Annotated in this window: 16 protein-coding genes; 6 read left to right on the top strand and 10 right to left on the bottom strand. The window is 41.5% G+C overall.

The features are described 5' to 3' along the window. The first annotated feature begins 6 nt into the window (after positions 1 to 6). Positions 7 to 657: a lysophospholipid acyltransferase family protein gene (locus F993_RS13080; RefSeq protein ID WP_004653431.1), complete on the top strand. Its 651-nt coding sequence runs from the start codon at positions 7 to 9 to the stop codon at positions 655 to 657. After that, positions 654 to 1,598 (top strand): phosphatidate cytidylyltransferase, encoded by a 945-nt coding sequence (locus F993_RS13085; protein ID WP_004653430.1) that lies wholly within the window; start codon positions 654 to 656, stop codon positions 1,596 to 1,598. Before F993_RS13080 ends, F993_RS13085 begins: the two co-directional genes overlap by 4 nt. 3 nt (positions 1,599 to 1,601) lie before the next feature. Here F993_RS13085 and F993_RS13090 read toward each other — a convergent pair whose 3' ends face one another. Continuing rightward, on the bottom strand, positions 1,602 to 2,627 hold the full coding sequence (locus F993_RS13090) for an AraC family transcriptional regulator (RefSeq protein WP_004653429.1): 1,026 nt from the start codon (positions 2,625 to 2,627) through the stop codon (positions 1,602 to 1,604). A gap of 129 nt (positions 2,628 to 2,756) precedes the next feature. On the opposite strand from F993_RS13090, the gene F993_RS13095 reads away from it, so the two are divergent. The 3 genes from F993_RS13095 (at position 2,757) to F993_RS13100 (ending at position 6,074) form a co-directional block, all read left to right on the top strand. Continuing rightward, positions 2,757 to 3,455 (top strand): NAD(P)H-dependent oxidoreductase, encoded by a 699-nt coding sequence (locus F993_RS13095; protein WP_004653428.1) that lies wholly within the window; start codon positions 2,757 to 2,759, stop codon positions 3,453 to 3,455. Positions 3,456 to 3,671: 216 nt separating this feature from the next. After that, complete coding sequence (locus F993_RS20485) at positions 3,672 to 3,818, top strand: hypothetical protein (protein WP_004653427.1); 147 nt, start codon at positions 3,672 to 3,674, stop codon at positions 3,816 to 3,818. A gap of 27 nt (positions 3,819 to 3,845) precedes the next feature. Next, the gene (locus F993_RS13100) at positions 3,846 to 6,074 is read left to right on the top strand and encodes a phosphocholine-specific phospholipase C (RefSeq protein WP_004653425.1); all 2,229 of its coding nucleotides are present in this window, start codon (positions 3,846 to 3,848) and stop codon (positions 6,072 to 6,074) included. Between the two features lie 107 nt (positions 6,075 to 6,181). Here F993_RS13100 and F993_RS13105 read toward each other — a convergent pair whose 3' ends face one another. After that, complete coding sequence (locus F993_RS13105; protein WP_004653424.1) at positions 6,182 to 6,928, bottom strand: iron-containing redox enzyme family protein; 747 nt, start codon at positions 6,926 to 6,928, stop codon at positions 6,182 to 6,184. Between the two features lie 295 nt (positions 6,929 to 7,223). Between F993_RS13105 and F993_RS13110 the strand changes: the two genes are divergently transcribed. Continuing rightward, positions 7,224 to 8,453, top strand: coding sequence for a GGDEF domain-containing protein (locus F993_RS13110; RefSeq protein ID WP_004653423.1), 1,230 nt, complete (start codon positions 7,224 to 7,226; stop codon positions 8,451 to 8,453). A 110-nt stretch (positions 8,454 to 8,563) separates the two neighbouring features. On the opposite strand, the gene aroC is transcribed toward F993_RS13110, so the two are convergent. The 8 genes from aroC to F993_RS13150 form a co-directional block, all read right to left on the bottom strand. Continuing rightward, positions 8,564 to 9,655, bottom strand: coding sequence for a chorismate synthase (gene aroC, locus F993_RS13115; protein WP_004653422.1), 1,092 nt, complete (start codon positions 9,653 to 9,655; stop codon positions 8,564 to 8,566). Between the two features lie 11 nt (positions 9,656 to 9,666). Further along, a complete protein-coding gene (gene prmB, locus F993_RS13120) occupies positions 9,667 to 10,677 on the bottom strand; it encodes a 50S ribosomal protein L3 N(5)-glutamine methyltransferase (protein ID WP_004653421.1) in 1,011 nt (336 codons plus the stop codon). Between the two features lie 126 nt (positions 10,678 to 10,803). Further along, a complete protein-coding gene (gene trpB, locus F993_RS13125) occupies positions 10,804 to 12,009 on the bottom strand; it encodes a tryptophan synthase subunit beta (RefSeq protein ID WP_004653420.1) in 1,206 nt (401 codons plus the stop codon). A gap of 36 nt (positions 12,010 to 12,045) precedes the next feature. Then, the gene (locus F993_RS13130) at positions 12,046 to 13,233 is read right to left on the bottom strand and encodes a vWA domain-containing protein (RefSeq protein WP_004653418.1); all 1,188 of its coding nucleotides are present in this window, start codon (positions 13,231 to 13,233) and stop codon (positions 12,046 to 12,048) included. 12 nt (positions 13,234 to 13,245) lie between these two features. Continuing rightward, positions 13,246 to 14,097, bottom strand: coding sequence for an AAA family ATPase (locus tag F993_RS13135; RefSeq protein ID WP_004653417.1), 852 nt, complete (start codon positions 14,095 to 14,097; stop codon positions 13,246 to 13,248). A gap of 35 nt (positions 14,098 to 14,132) precedes the next feature. Next, positions 14,133 to 14,519, bottom strand: a complete 387-nt coding sequence (locus F993_RS13140; protein WP_032812443.1) for a hypothetical protein — start codon at positions 14,517 to 14,519, stop codon at positions 14,133 to 14,135. Then, complete coding sequence (locus F993_RS13145; protein WP_004653415.1) at positions 14,512 to 14,817, bottom strand: YcgL domain-containing protein; 306 nt, start codon at positions 14,815 to 14,817, stop codon at positions 14,512 to 14,514. Before F993_RS13145 ends, F993_RS13140 begins: the two co-directional genes overlap by 8 nt. A 177-nt stretch (positions 14,818 to 14,994) precedes the next feature. Next, positions 14,995 to 16,137 carry a ribonuclease D gene (locus F993_RS13150; RefSeq protein WP_004653414.1) on the bottom strand — a complete coding sequence of 381 codons (1,143 nt, stop codon included), beginning with the start codon at positions 16,135 to 16,137 and terminating at the stop codon, positions 14,995 to 14,997. Positions 16,138 to 16,161 lie beyond the last annotated feature (24 nt).

The following is a 16,161-nucleotide window of genomic DNA, read 5'->3' as shown; positions in this document are numbered from 1 at the left end:
AGTTGAATGAAGAAAAATATAATCACGCAATCCGTTGCTCGTTTTATCGCATTTTTTACCCGTCGAGGCGCTCGCTTATTAACGGGTGCAAGAAGTTTATGGGTTGGTTGTGAGCCAGAACTTAAACAGCGTATCTACTATGCCAACCACAATAGTCATATCGATTTCATTCTATTATGGTCTTCCTTACCCATTCATATTCGCCGACAAACTCGGCCAATCGCAGCTTCAGATTATTGGCTGAAAGATGGGTTTCGACGCTTTCTAATTCAAGATACCTTTTCGGGTGTGACCATTCAACGTAATCGTAGTGATCAGCAAGATCCCTTACAGCCAGTTAAAGATGTCTTAGCTGAAGGCTATTCCATTATTTTCTTCCCTGAAGGAACACGTAACTTAAATGATGATATTGAACTCCTTGAATTTAAAAGTGGTCTGTATCACCTCAGCCAACAGTTCCCCCACGTTGAAGTGGTACCTGTCTGGATTTCTAATTTAAAACGAGTAATGCCTAAAGGTGCCTTTATTCCTTTACCACTACTTTCAACGGTCATTTTTGGCGAACCTTTAGTCCTCGATCAATTCTCAGATAAGCAACAGTTTTTACAACATGCTCAGCAGCAATTATTAAAATTAAAAGAGGCCGAGAATCAATGAGTTTAGACAACTTACAACAAACTTATTTATTGTTTGGCATCTTTGCCGTGATTTTGATTATTGCCTCAAGTATTGGATTTATCCTCAAACAGAAAGCAGGCATAACTCCATCCCCAGTGATTGATAATTTAAATGCGCGTATCAATGCGTGGTGGATCATGCTGATTGTCTTGGCAGCCGCCATTCTATTGGGCAAAACTGCTTTTATTGTCCTGTTTGGTCTTATTTCCTTTTTTGCACTACGTGAATTTATTAGTTTATTACCAACACGTCGTGGCGATTATCTACCTTTACTGATCGCGTTCTACTTCGTTATTCCCTATCAATACTATTTGGTCTATACCAATTGGTACGGACTATTTTCGATTTTCATTCCGTTGTATGTATTCTTACTGATTCCAATTGCCAGTTTAAAGCTGGAAGATACCACACACTTTTTAGAACGCAGCGCCAAAATCCAATGGGGTTTAATGGTCAGCGTATTCTGTATCTCTCATGTCCCTGCCCTGTTAAACCTAGATTTACCCCAATTTAAAGGGGAAAAAATTTGGTTGGCGATTTGGCTGATTATGGTGGTTCAAGCCTCGGATGTGCTGCAATATGTCTGCGGCAAACTCTTTGGAAAACATAAAGTAGCCCCTACACTTTCCCCTTCAAAAACAGTTGAAGGATTGCTAGGTGGCATCATTTTGGCAACAGCGCTGGGTGTGTTGATGTCGGCATTGACCCCATTTAGTTACTGGCAAGCGGCGTTGATTGGTTTAATTGTCTGTATCTTTGGCTTCTTTGGTGGACTAGTCATGTCTGCGATCAAACGTGACCGTGGCGTAAAAGATTGGGGACAATTGATTCAAGGTCATGGCGGTATGTTAGATCGCATCGACTCTATTTGTTTCTCTGCACCAATCTTCTTCCACATTCTACGCTATTGGTGGAGCTAAGCCTTAAAGCGAAGCATGACCAATGCTGACTTCACGATAAAACTTAGGTGTAACATTGGTCCACTTCTTAAATGCCCGTGAAAAATGAGAAATATCGGCATAGCCCAAACGTTCAGCAATCTGCTCAATCGAAAGTTTGGGTTGTTTTAATAGATGTTCGGCTTGTTTGCGGCGTACTTCAGCGACAAGAATTTGAAAAGAAGTTTGTTTGCTGTTTAATTGACGCTGTAAAGTGCGTTCGGAAAGATGGAGCTTCGTCGCAACCTGTTTTAATGATAAGAAACCCTGATGTTCGTCATAGAGTAGCACTTTGACCTGCAAGTCTAAACGGTCTTTTTGATCCCTTTTCAGCGCAAGCTTAGCAGCATCTTGTTCACATTGTTGCTTGCTTAAACGTGCCAATAGCGCATCTGCACTCTTTAAGGGAAGTGATAAAGCCGCTTTGTTAAAGATCAGGCAGTCCTTCTCCCCATTAAAGCGCATATTCTTTTCATTAAATTTTTGAGTGTTTTTATAAAAATCAGGTTTGTCTTGTTGGAACTGAAAACAGATTCCAAGTTTATCTTGGGCCAAGTTTTCCAAAATTTGCGAAAAACCTAAAATCAAAAACATCATGCCGTGTCGATTCAACTTAAACTTTGGTGATGGCTGATCAAAGTCTAAATACGCCATCTCCCCATCAATTTTGAGTTTAGGTTTAAACACAGAACAATGTAAGCCAATAAATTGCTCCAGCACTGCAATCGCCTCTCCCAAGGTTTCAGAAGCCGTTGCCGCAATCCCCACATGCCCATAACAAGACACTTTCATCTCTTCGGCAAGATATAAACTAATTGCAGCTTCATTTGTCAGCAAAGCCGCTCGTTCTAATAAATGATTAAAAATATTAAAGTCGACATACCAAAATGGCGCTGTTAAGGTTTGTTTGGAAATTCCGGTGCCTGCCAAGAGTTGTTCTGAAGGAATCCCCCATTTTTGGATAAGATCAACCAAAAGATTGACGTAACTTCCGGGTAGTTCTGGATTCATTGTCGCTCCATGATTGAAGAATAAATTGGCGTGAAATGGTAAATATTGGCGGTTAATGAACTATGACACCTTTCTTCATTTAAGCATAGTAGAACGATCTGAAAATTCACCGCGATAAGGGATTAAATCATGCATATTTTGATTGTACATGCGCACCCAGAACCATTGTCATTCACTACAGCACTGAAAAATACAGCACAACATACTTTTGAACAGCAAGGTCATAGCGTTGAGGTTTCTGATCTCTATGCCATGAATTTTAATCCTGTTGCCTCAAAGCAGGATTTTGAGAGTTTGAGTCAACCCGATTATTTTAATTATGCACTTGAGCAACGTCATGCCTTTAAACAGCAACACTTGGCACCCGATATCCAAACTGAAATCGAAAAAGTTCAACGTGCCGATCTAGTAATTTTTAGCTTCCCGTTGTATTGGACTTCTGTACCAGCCATCTTGAAAGGTTGGATTGATCGTGTATTCGTATCAGGCTTATTCTATGGCGGTAAACGTTTTTATAATCATGGCGGTATGCGTGGTAAAAAGGCCATGCTGTGTTTAACACTCGGTGGCCGTGAACATATGTTTGGTGAAGGCTCTGTACATGGGCCTTTGGAGCATTATTTATCACCATTGCAACGTGGTACGCTTGCCTATGTTGGTTTTGACGTCCTTCCTCCATTTATTGCCTATCATGTGCCTTATATCAGTCAGGAAGAAAGACAGAAGATTGTGGTTGATTTTGAGCAATATTTGCAAAATATAAATGATCTACAGCCCTTAGCATTTCCATTGCTGGAAAATTTTGACGATAGAATGAATCCACTTTGATCGTTTAATAATAGAAGAAAAAAACACAACTCTCTTTGGACAGTCAAAGCCACTAGACTGTCCTTTCTCTTCCAAATCTCAGTACATTGCTTCCTGCTTCCATTTTGGATTTTCTATTCATATTCATATGAAACGTCAATGAATCGTCATAAAGATGACACGGTGCTGTCATAAGTGCTGTCTAGTGTGTTGACATCTTTAATATGGATGAAGCAGATGTTGAAAAAAATGAAACGATGGCTCTCATGTCTTTATGTGGTTCCCATTTTATTAGCACTCACCGCCTGTAATGATTCAAATGACGATCAGGTCGCAGTGAAACCTGATGATACCAAAAAGCCAGTCATGCGCTGTGCACCATAAACATAAAGAACAATAAGAGGAAATCGCGTGATTAATCGTCGTCAATTTTTAGCAAACACACTTAAAACAGGTTTTGGTGCTGCCGCTTTAACAACTTTTCCAGCAAGTATTCAAAAAGCATTAGCAATTCCAGCCAACAATAAAACAGGAACCATCCAAGATGTTGAGCATGTGGTGATCCTTATGCAGGAAAATCGCTCATTTGACCATTATTTTGGAACTTTAAAAGGTGTTCGGGGCTTTGCTGATCGCCTTACCATTCCTTTACCTAATGGTCGCACAGTTTGGCAGCAACAACGCAGTAATGGCGCACTGTTAACCCCATTCCATTTAGATGGCTCAAGCAATAACGCGCAACGTGCACCCGGTACCAACCATACTTGGGTGGATAGCCAAAAAGCATGGGACAATGGCCGTATGTCCAACTGGCCAACCTATAAAACAGATTATGCCATGGGTTATTTTAAGGAACAGGAAATTCCTTACCAATTTGCCCTGGCTAATGCGTTTACAATTTGTGATGCCTATCATTGTTCCATGCATACAGGGACAGATGCCAATCGTTCGTTCCATTTAACAGGAACCAATGGTGCAGTCCCAACCAGTACCGCATTTGTGAATAATGAATGGGACTGGATTGATGGAGATCCCAAAACGGTTGATGTTGGTTATACATGGAAAACCTATGCGGAACGTCTAGAAGAAGCTGGAATTAACTGGATTTGTTATCAAAATATGCCTGATGAATGGGGTGATAACATGTTAGGTGCATTCCGTACGTTCAGAAAAGCCAATATCGAGTCGGGCTATCCGGTTTCCAGTGGTGGCGCACCCAATAGTCCTTATTACAAGGCCGCGCAAAAGCTGCCTTACAAAGCCTATGATGCAACAACCGATAATGCCAACAATCCACTATATAAAGGCATCGCCAATACCTTGCCAGGTAACTCCCCAGAAGAATTCTTAAATGCGTTTAAAAATGACATCAAAACTGGCAAATTGCCTCAGGTGTCTTGGATCAATGCCCCTTCAATTTATTGTGAACATCCAGGCCCATCAAGCCCTGTTCAGGGCTCTTGGTTTATTCAAGAAATATTAGATGCGTTAACAGCAGTGCCTGAAGTGTGGAGCAAAACCGTATTCCTGATCAATTTTGATGAAAATGATGGTTATTTTGACCATGTTCCATCGCCATCAGCACCGACCTTGCAAGCGGATAATACTTATGCAGGTAAATCAACGCTAAGCCAAGCAGATATGCGCCATGAATATTATGTGCATGATGCACCATTAGGCAGTACCAGCCAACCTAAAAAAGACAATGGTGTTTATGGTCCCGGGCCTCGTGTTCCCCTTTTTGTAATTTCGCCTTGGAGTCGTGGGGGGATTGTTAACTCTCAAGTATTTGATCATACATCGGTATTGATGTTCCTTGAAAAACGTTTCGGCGTTAAAGAAAGCAATATCAGTCCTTATCGCCGTGCGGTGTGTGGAGATTTGACCTCAGCATTCAACTTTAAAAACCCGAATGAGGATGTACTACCAGAACTCAACGGCAAACAAAGTCGTGCGCAAGCAGATCAATTGCGTAACTCACAGCAAAAGTTACCCCATGTCCCTATTCCAAACAATTTACAACTGCCAATTCAAGCCAGCGGTATCCGTCGTTCCAAAGCGCTGCCTTATGAACTCCATACCAGTGCACGCTGCCTAAATGATGGAACAGTCAAACTGCTATTCTCAAATACAGGGACACAAGGTGCCGTCTTTCATGTCTATGACTCCTTAAATTTAAATCGAATTCCACGCCGCTACATTGTAGAGGCAGGAAAAACACTCGATGATGTCTGGAATGTGCAGAAAGACAATCAAGGCTTATACGATCTTTGGGTGATGGGGCCGAATGGCTTTCATCGACATTTCAAGGGTGATCTGAATCGTAATCAAGATTTGCAAATCAATCCTGAGATTCGTGTTTGTTATGATATTGCCAACGGCAATGTGTATGTCGATCTCAAAAACACAGGAACAAAGGATATTGAATTGGTGATTAGCCCCGTGGTTTATCGTACTGACCCACCACTCAAAATCACCGTGAAAGCTGGACAAAATTCTACTCAACACTGGGACTTGAATGATACGGGACAATGGTATGACTTCGCAGTAACCTGCACACAGGAATCCAAATTCTATCGTCGCTTTGCAGGTCGTGTTGAAACAGGGCAAGATTCGGTCAGTGACCCTGCAATGGTTTAGAGCTTAACACCCAATAGCAAGTTTTAATTCCTCGGTTGCAGTGAAAACCGAGGAGTTTTTCTTTTTCAGTATGAATCAACTTTTGTTCAAACTAAATATTCAATCATTCAATTTTTATGCTGTAACTTATAACACTCATCCAAGGCAAGTTCATAATATTCCAAACCTTCTTTTGCAGCCAAAAAAGCTTTTCTTTGCTGCTCAGGGTCTTTATCACACAGTCGCTTGATCAGCTCCATTGCTTCATAGGGATGGAGGTCATCATAATGTGCATGTGCTCTTAACCACGCTAAAGAACGCTTATTAATGTTCACTTCAGGATGTTGCGTATAGGTTTGAATCCCTTTGTAAACCTGAATAGTCCAGTCACCTGTGGCCCATTCAATGGCAAGGTTGGTTGCTGCAATACTTTCAGCTAAACTTCCCCGAAAATTAACGTCCCATAAAAAGTGATTCACCGCATTCATTGCCACAGGTGGTTTCACATTATTCAACATCTCAACGGTTAGACCAAAACCCCCCGCCCAGTCCTGATACCAATTCAAATGCCGTTCTTCAACCTTGATGTTTTGAATTAACCAATCTCTGGTTTCAGTCACACCATCGAGTGAAAAAGCCGTTGCTTTGGCCAAAGACCCCGCCATATAAGAAGGAAAATGTGCAACCAAAGGATAGAAGTTCAATAAGGCCGAACGAAAACATTCAAGGCTTAAAGAACCATTGGCCATATCTAAGAATAGCGGATGTTTACTCACCCGCTCTTTTGAGGGTAATAATTCATCCCAGAATCGTTGAGCCCAACCCGAATGAGGTGTAATTTCTAATTTTGTTCCATATTGATTCATAGCAGTCATTGCGATGCATCCTATTTCGTATGACTTAATCCAACCATGTTCCATGATTGCTGCTTTTTTATAAATTGTATCCTAATACCGTAAAGATACAATCGTTTGTGATTTAGTTTGTAACAGTTTTTATTTCTTGAATCTAATTTAAACTTGAATCATTATATTAGGCAATGACCCTTATATAAAAATTAATATTTTTTTATAATCTAATACACATTCTATTTAAATCAGTGTAACGTAGTAAAAAAATAATCCCTATTTTGACATTTATAAGAACATTTTGGGAGTGGTGAGAGATAAGATGAAGTTGAAAGCTTCCAATATTTTGGGACAAGAACAAATCGACTTGTTAATTTCTCGCGGGCTAAATTTAGTTTGGTTTCCTAAAGAATTAGAAGTGATCTATCGAGATCAGTATAGAAATGAGGCTGCGCATGAGTTCCGCTATCGCGCCCCTATTATTTTAGGTTTATATCTATTTCTAAGCTTCGGTATCTATCAGGTTTTGCCTACAGACCTACGTATTACTTGGATGGCAACCTACGGTTGGGTGGGTATCATCATTACATTGGCATGGTTACTTTCTTTCCTGCCAATCATGAACAAATGGTTTGATCACTACGTTTGTATTGGCTCAACAGGAGCCGTGGCGATTTCCTTCACCATCATTAACGTATTGGAACAAGGTCAGAATAATGTCCTGTTCCATGCTGCCATGATGTATGCGGTGGTTATCATTTATGGCTTTGTCGGAATGCGCTTCTATACAGCGATTATTGCAGGCTGGGTCGGCGGTTTGATTGGTATTGCAGCCAGTACCTGGCTCAGCGGTGCGATTGATTGGACCTTCTTAAATCGGACCTATACCTTCAGTAGTTTCCTCGGTATGGCACTTGCTTATGCCACCGATCGACAACATCGTGAGAACTATTTGCAGAACTGTATGATTGAACTTAACCGTTTAGAACTCATGCGCCAAGCGCAGCAGTTGTCCATTCTCTCTCAACAAGATGCTTTAACAGGTCTCGCTAACCGACGCTATCTGGATGAGGTGCTTGAGAACGAATGGAAACGCGCGACACGTCATGAAATGCCAATTACCATCATGATGATTGATATCGACTTCTTTAAGCTCTACAACGATACCTTAGGGCATATCCAAGGGGATCAGTGTTTGCGACGGATCGCGATTATGCTGGGCTCTATTGCCTCACGTAGTGGTGATCTGGCAGCGCGCTATGGGGGTGAGGAGTTTCTATTACTCTTTGCGATGACCGATCGTGATCAAGCGATTATACAGGTGCAAAGACTGATGGAATTGGTACGTAATATTGGAATTCTGCATCCACGCAGTAATGTATCAAAACATGTGACCATTAGTGTGGGAGTGGCAACTATGGTTCCGAATATCGGTGACAGTCTTTCAGAATTTATTGCACAAGCCGATCATGCATTATATATAGCGAAAAGTAATGGCCGGAATCAATATCATATTGCGACATCAGATAATATGATTTCTGAAGCCTTATAATTTCTTTATTATGATTAAATGAATATTAAACTAATATTTAATTAAATTCTTTTTAAAATGTGATGCAAGCCGCAGATATAATAAATTATATGTGCGGCTTAATATTTTTATTATGGTTCGATTGGTTTAAATGGCGGAATCACATCTGCATTTTGTGCACGATGTCTTAAGAAATGATCCATCAATACAATCGCCAACATCGCTTCAGCAATGGGTGTTGCGCGTACACCGACACACGGATCATGACGACCTTTGGTCAATACATCGGTATTTTCCCGCTCTATGGTAATGGTTTTACCCGGCGTGGTAATACTTGCGGTTGGTTTTAATGCAATCGCCACACGAATGTTTTGGCCACTTGAAATCCCACCTAAGATCCCACCCGCATGATTGGCAAGGAAACCATCTGTCGTCAACTCATCACGAGTCTCATGACCAAACTGCCCAGCAACCGCAAAACCATCACCAATTTCAACACCTTTAACGGCATTGATGCTCATCATGGCATGGGCAATATCTGCATCTAAACGATCAAATACAGGTTCGCCCCAACCCACAGGTACTTTTTCAGCAATGATTTCAAGCTTGGCACCGCAACTGGTGCCTTGCTCGCGTAATGCAGTCACAAGTTGCTCAAAGCGAGGTACCGCATCCACATCACCACAGAAAAATGGATTATTCGGCACTTCTGCCCAATCCAGCTTTTCTGCAACCTCATTGCCAATTTGTGTAACATGTCCACGAATATCAATACCAAATTTTTCAGCAAGATATTTCTTGGCAATTGCACCTGCCGCGACACGCATCGCCGTTTCGCGGGCGCTCGAACGACCACCACCACGATAGTCACGGAAGCCGTACTTTTGCGTATACGTGTAATCTGCATGGCCTGGACGGAAAGTTTGAGCAATATTGCCGTAGTCTTTTGATTTCTGATCCGTGTTACGGATCAATAAACCAATCGATGTTCCTGTGGTTTTACCTTCAAAAACACCCGAAATGATCTCTACTTGATCTGGCTCTTTACGTTGCGTTGCAAACTTCGATGTTCCCGGTTTACGGCGATCTAAGTCTTTTTGCAGATCGGCTTCACAAAGCTCAAGACCAGGCGGCACGCCATCGACAATCGCCATCAAGCCAGCACCATGTGATTCACCACAGGTTGTCACTCGAAACAGTTGCCCAATACTATTCCCTGCCATGCTTTAACCCCTTAATTTTGAACTGATTGCTGAAAGACTTCTTTATAACGGCGGCATTGTTCAGCAGTTAAAGCAAAAATACCAGTACCGCCTTTTTGGAAAGTGAGCCAATGGAAGTCAACTGTATTGAAGTTCTGACGCATTGCCCATTCAGAATTCCCCACTTCAATCACAATCAGACCATCTTCCGTTAAATAATCAGCTGCTTGGGCTAACATTTTACGGACTAAATCTAAGCCATCTTGACCTGCAGCCAGTGCAAGCTCAGGCTCATGTAAGAATTCTTCTGGTAAATCCGCCATATCTTCTGCATCCACATACGGTGGATTACTGACGATCAGGTCATATTGGTTTTCAGCAGGAATTTTTGAGAACAAGTCAGATTCAAGTAAAGCCACTTGATACTGTTTGTCGTGGTGCTCAGTGTTAATTGAAGCCACTTCCAATGCTTCTTTTGAAATATCAGTCGCATCAACTTCTGAATCTGGAAAAGCATAAGCTAACGCAATCGCAATACAACCTGAACCCGTACACATATCCAAGATACGTTGTGGTGTTTTTGGATTGTTATTTTCAGGCAAGTTGTTTAATGCTTCCAACATACGGCCATTTTCATCTAGGCAGTACGGTGCAAAACGTTGTTCAATCAACTCAGCAATCGGTGAACGCGGAATCAAGACACGCTCATCTACATAGAATGGCTTATTGAAGAAATAGGCCAAGTTCAATAAATATGACGTTGGAATACGATCATTGATACGACGTTCTAACAAGCTGAGAAATTCTGCTTTTTCGCTTGGTAAAATTTTGGCATCCAGAATTTCAGCATCCGCTTTCCATTCCAGCGAAAGCGTTTGTAGTACCAATGCAGAACTCTCTGCAAAATAATCTTGAGTACCTTGACCTAAGTGCGCGTCATATTGACGTAGTGCGGTTACCCCAAAACGAACAAAATCTCGAATGGTTACTAGGTTTTCAGCCGCTTCTTGTAAATGTTCAGGGCTGATTGTAGGTCGCTCCACTTAGGCGTCTCCAAAAGTGCTAATTGCAAAACGCTTTATTCTAACGGGATTAAGGTTGATTTAACAATAAAAAAACCGCCTCTCTACAAGAAGCAGTCTATTCACAATGAGATATTCAGTCAGAACTTATAAGCCTAGCTTTTCTGCCACATAATCTGAGTCTTTATCGCCACGTCCAGAAAGATTGACCACGATATTAATGTGCTTATCCAACTTAGGCGCTTCACGTAAAGCCCAAGCCACCGCATGCGAACTTTCCAAGGCTGGAACAATACCTTCAACACGTGAAAGCGTCATAAAGGCATCCAAACATTCCTGATCCGTCGCTGTTTCGTATTGCACACGGCCAAGCTCTTTCAGGAAACTATGTTGTGGCCCGACACCTGGATAATCCAAGCCTGATGCAATCGAATGTACTGGCAATGGTTCGCCGTTGTCATCTTCCAGTACATAGCACGCCATACCATGAATCTGCCCCGGCTTACCCAAGGTCAAAGTGGCTGAGTGTTTGTCAGTATCCAGACCATGGCCCGCAGGTTCTACACCGACTAATTGAACTTCAGGCGTATTTAAAAATGCAGTGAATGCGCCAATCGCATTAGAACCACCACCAACACAGGCAACCACATAATCTGGATTCTGACCAAAACGGTCATTAGACTGGGTTTTGATTTCATTACCAATAATCGATTGAAAATCACGGACCATTTTGGGGAATGGATGTGGACCAACGACCGAACCAATGGCATAGATATAGTTTTTAGGATCTTTTAAATATTCCTCAAAAGCACTATCTACCGCATCTTTTAAGGTCGCTGTCCCTTGGGTCACAGCAACCAGCTTCGCACCCAAGATTTTCATCTTCACGACATTCGGATGTTCTTTTTCGATATCGACTTGACCCATATGAATTTCACATGGAATACCCACCAATGCACAAGCCGTTGCCAAAGCCACGCCGTGTTGCCCTGCACCTGTTTCAGCGATAACTTTGCTCTTGCCCATATATTTGGCAAGCAACGCTTCACCCAAACAATGGTTAATCTTATGCGCACCCGTATGGTTTAGATCTTCACGTTTCAGATAAATCTGTGCACCGCCCAATTGATCAGACAAACGCTTGGCATGGAACAATGGACTTGGACGGCCAACATAGTTTTTGAATAAGTCATTCAGCTCATCCTGAAACTCAGCGGTATGACGAATCTCCTCATACGCCGTGTTAATTTCATCCATGGCTTCTTTTAAATGCGGTGGAATAAACTGACCACCAAAGTTGCCAAAGAAACCTGCTTCATTGGGCAAAGCAACGCCATTAATTTGATGTTCCATGTCTTTTCCTGTTCTTATAAAGTCTTATATAAAGTTTTAACGCGATAGATAGCGTGTCATGTCCTCAAGCCCCTTCAAGGTCATTGGAAACATATGATTCTCAAAAATTTCTTTAATCCAGTTAATGGTCTGGGTGTAATGCCAGTAACCTTCCATTTCAGGGTTCAACCAAGCGGTTTTGTCAAAATGCTGACGTAACCGTCTAAGCCACACTTCGCCCGACTCTTCATTCATATATTCAACTGAACCACCCGCAGATTTTAATTCATACGGCGCCATACTGGCATCACCGACCACGATAACCCGATAATCACGTCCATAAGTATGGAACAGATCCCATGTATTCATACGGGTTGAACTACGGCGATGGTTGTCCTTCCACACATGGTCATATAGGCAGTTGTGGAAATAAAAATATTCGAGGGTTTTAAACTCAGATTTGGCCGCACTGAACAGTTTTTCACACTCAGCGATATAGGCATCCATCGAACCACCAACATCAAACAGCATTAACACTTTAATGCGGTTACGACGCTCTGGAACCAGTTGCACATCCAAAATGCCTTGTTTTGCTGTCTCACGAATGGTGCCATCGACATCGAGCTCTTCAGCCGCACCTTGACGTGCAAATTTACGCAAGCGACGTAAAGCAATTTGCATTTGACGGGTTCCCAAAACCTGATCATCATCCAGATTTTGGTATTTACGTTGTTCCCAGACTTTGACCGCCGAACGTTTACGCCCTGGCCCACCAATACGAACACCTTCAGGATGATCACCAAATGCACCGAAAGGTGAAGTCCCCCCGGTACCAATCATACGATTGCCACCCTGATGTTTTTTATGCTGTTCACGTAAGCGTTCTTCCAGCATTTTCATCAGTTCTTCCAGAGAACCTGCTTTTTGCAATTCTGCACGTTGCTCAGGTGTAAGATGCTTCTCGAGTAGTTCAAGATCAAACCAGTCTTTAGGTAACTTGTGAACTTGTTTCAGCAGCTCATCTAAATCAAAAGTTTCAATACCATCAAAATAATCTTTCATGGCACGATCAAATTTATCAAAAAAACGCTCATCTTTGACTAAAACAGTTTTAGCCAACTGATAGAACTGTTCCTGATCTGCAAACACAAGACCTGAAGCTACCGCCTGATTAAGATCAATGAGCTCACGTGTTGTTACAGGTACGCCATATTTGCGTAAGGTGTAAAACAGTCGCACAAACATTTTTAAACACTCTTAGCGGCGTGACATAAAGGCTAAACGTTCAAGCAATTGCACATCTTGTTCATTCTTAATCAAAGCACCATACAATGGTGGAATCGCTTTGGATTTATCGTGATTACGCAACACCTCTTCTGGCATATCATCTGCCATCAACAGGCTTAACCAGTCAATGAGTTCTGATGTTGAAGGTGGTTTCTTTAAATTCGGAACTTCACGTAATTTAAAGAACACCTGTAAGGCTTCGCTCACCAATGTATTTGAAATATTCGGGAAATGGACCGCAATGATGTCACGCATGGTTGCATCATCTGGGAATTCGATATAATGGAAGAAACAGCGACGCAAGAACGCATCTGGCAGTTCCTTCTCATTATTCGAAGTAATGATCACGATTGGGCGTTGTGTTGCGGTAATGGTCTCACCTGTCTCATAAACATAGAACGACATTTTGTCGAGTTCATGCAATAAGTCATTTGGGAATTCAATATCTGCCTTGTCGATTTCATCAATCAACAATACACAACGCTCTTCGCTGGTAAATGCTTCCCACAATTTACCGGGTTTAATATAGTTTTTAATGTCGTAGACACGATCATCACCTAACTGGCTATCACGCAAACGTGATACAGCATCATATTCATACAGACCTTGCTGGGCTTTGGTGGTTGACTTGATATGCCAAGTAATCAGCTTTAAACCCAAACTTTCAGCCACTTGCTCTGCAAGCAATGTTTTACCTGTACCAGGCTCACCTTTCACCAATAATGGTTTCTGCAAAGCGCGGGCAGCTTTCACTGCAAGCTTTAAGCTATCAGTTGCAATATATTGATCTGTACCAGTGAAGTGTTGTGTATCAGCAGACATTTTAAAACCTTATTTTTCTATATTTAACGTTGTATCTAAACTGAACGTGCAGTTTTATTTGCAGTGTATTTTGACCAGCAGAAGCCGATCAGTAACCCCGTACCAATGACAAATAAAATCAATGATAAGTTAGACCAGACTAAGCCATGTTCTTTGGTGAGGACACCAAAAAGCAAACCAAAAATGGCTGGTGCTAAGGCTGAGTTGGGACCTTCTGAAATTGTTGGCGTTGCAAGAACGGCAAAAGCGACAATCCAGAGGATGCCACCAATTGGATTGGGTAAGCGTGACATCAAACGATACCAGCACCACAATGCAATGAGCGTCCCTGTAACATAAACAATGATCGCAACATTTTCTTCTGGGAATTGATCCAGAACCGAAAGAATGTTAGACCATATCGCTGTTAAAGTCTCAAGCACCACGTAAGCCCTCTGGTTCTACCGCATTCGGATTAATTAATCCTTCTGGTGGCATCTGAATAAAAAAGCCTTTGGTATTTAATGAATCTAACACATGTAAAACGTTAGCACGTGCAAGTTTACGCTCATTATGAAGTTCTAAATGCATGACAAAAGTGGCTTTGCCAAATGCTTGTAAAACGGTTTCTGGAACACCTTCAAATGGGTTTTCTTGTTCCTTGTCATCAGGATAATTTGGACGAGCAATATACATATACATTTCATCTTTTTTGCTCGATCTATAAATATCGCAGTGCATGTTGACTCACATCTATTAACAATCAAAGACAGCATACATGAAAATAAAAATGGATACATTAACGATTGTTAACGCTGGAGTCGTGTTTTGCGGTCTTCAAACAATAAGCACAAAACGAAAAGGTAAAACAACTCATCAAAATAAAAAAAAGCGAATCATTGATTCACTCTTTTATATTTATCGTGCAACTTTCATTTGTGTGGCTAGATACTCAATGTCTTCCCTTAATAGACTAATCAGGGGCTGTGTCAGAATGTCAAAGCGCCAACCCATTAAATAACTCGGTAAGGACTGCTCATCTAAATGGAATACCACATGTTCATAGATCGCATTCATCCATTTCTTACGCAATAACACTTCTTTCGGAATACCAGTTTGTAAAACCACACTTTCAATCAACGCATCAATTTTAGGTGCAACTTCTTTGGAATTACTCTTGATTGGTTTCGCCATACGTAATGGCCATTCTTCCTCTGGCGGTAAGAACTTGAGTAAATCCAAAATAGTCTTGCCATGTTCGCGTACAATATGCGGACGAATATCTTTAATGCGCGCCAACTGAAAATTATTGCGCGGATTCTTTTCCACCAAATCAATCATAGTAGAGTTTCTAAGAATAAAGCTACGTGGCTGATTCAGTGCCTTGGTAATCTGTTCTCGCCAAATGCTAAGTTGTTGCAACTGCATCAGCTCACGGCGCGAATGTCGATAATTACCGATATCGGTATACAATTCCGCTAATGGTGTTTCCATCGCAATTTCTTTGGTGAGATTTTGACAATCTTCCAATACGTATTGATACAGCCCTTTTGCTTTCAGATCTGTTTTCAGTGCATCTGCAAGTTTACTTAAATAGATCACATCATTTGCTGCATAGCACATCTGCTCTTGGCTCAATGGCCGAGCAAGCCAGTCTGAACGAGTCTGATCTTTTTCAATCTCAATATTTAAACAGGTCTTCAGTGCATTTTGATAACTGACTTGAAGGCCATGTCCGAGAAATGCCAACGCAACTTGCGTATCGAATACATTATTTAATGGTTTTTGATCTGCATAATGATAGATCAGATCAATATCTTCACCACAGGCATGAAAAATATTTTGTTGAGCCGCGAAAATCTTCGGCCAAAAATTGCTGAGATCTAATGCTGCGCCATCAAGCAACAGAATCTGACCATTCAAATTGATTTGGCAAACACCAAGTTTAGGATATAAGGTATCGACCTTAATAAACTCGGTATCAAGGGCGTAGACAGAACACTGTTCCATCTGCTTGAGGAGAACAGCTAAATCTTGTTGCTGTTGGATAAACTGAAACATGTGTGCTCAAGTAAAATAATAAAG

Source organism: Acinetobacter proteolyticus, assembly GCF_000367945.1.
Lineage (GTDB): Bacteria > Pseudomonadota > Gammaproteobacteria > Pseudomonadales > Moraxellaceae > Acinetobacter > Acinetobacter proteolyticus.
This window is presented reverse-complemented; position numbering and strand designations above follow the sequence as displayed.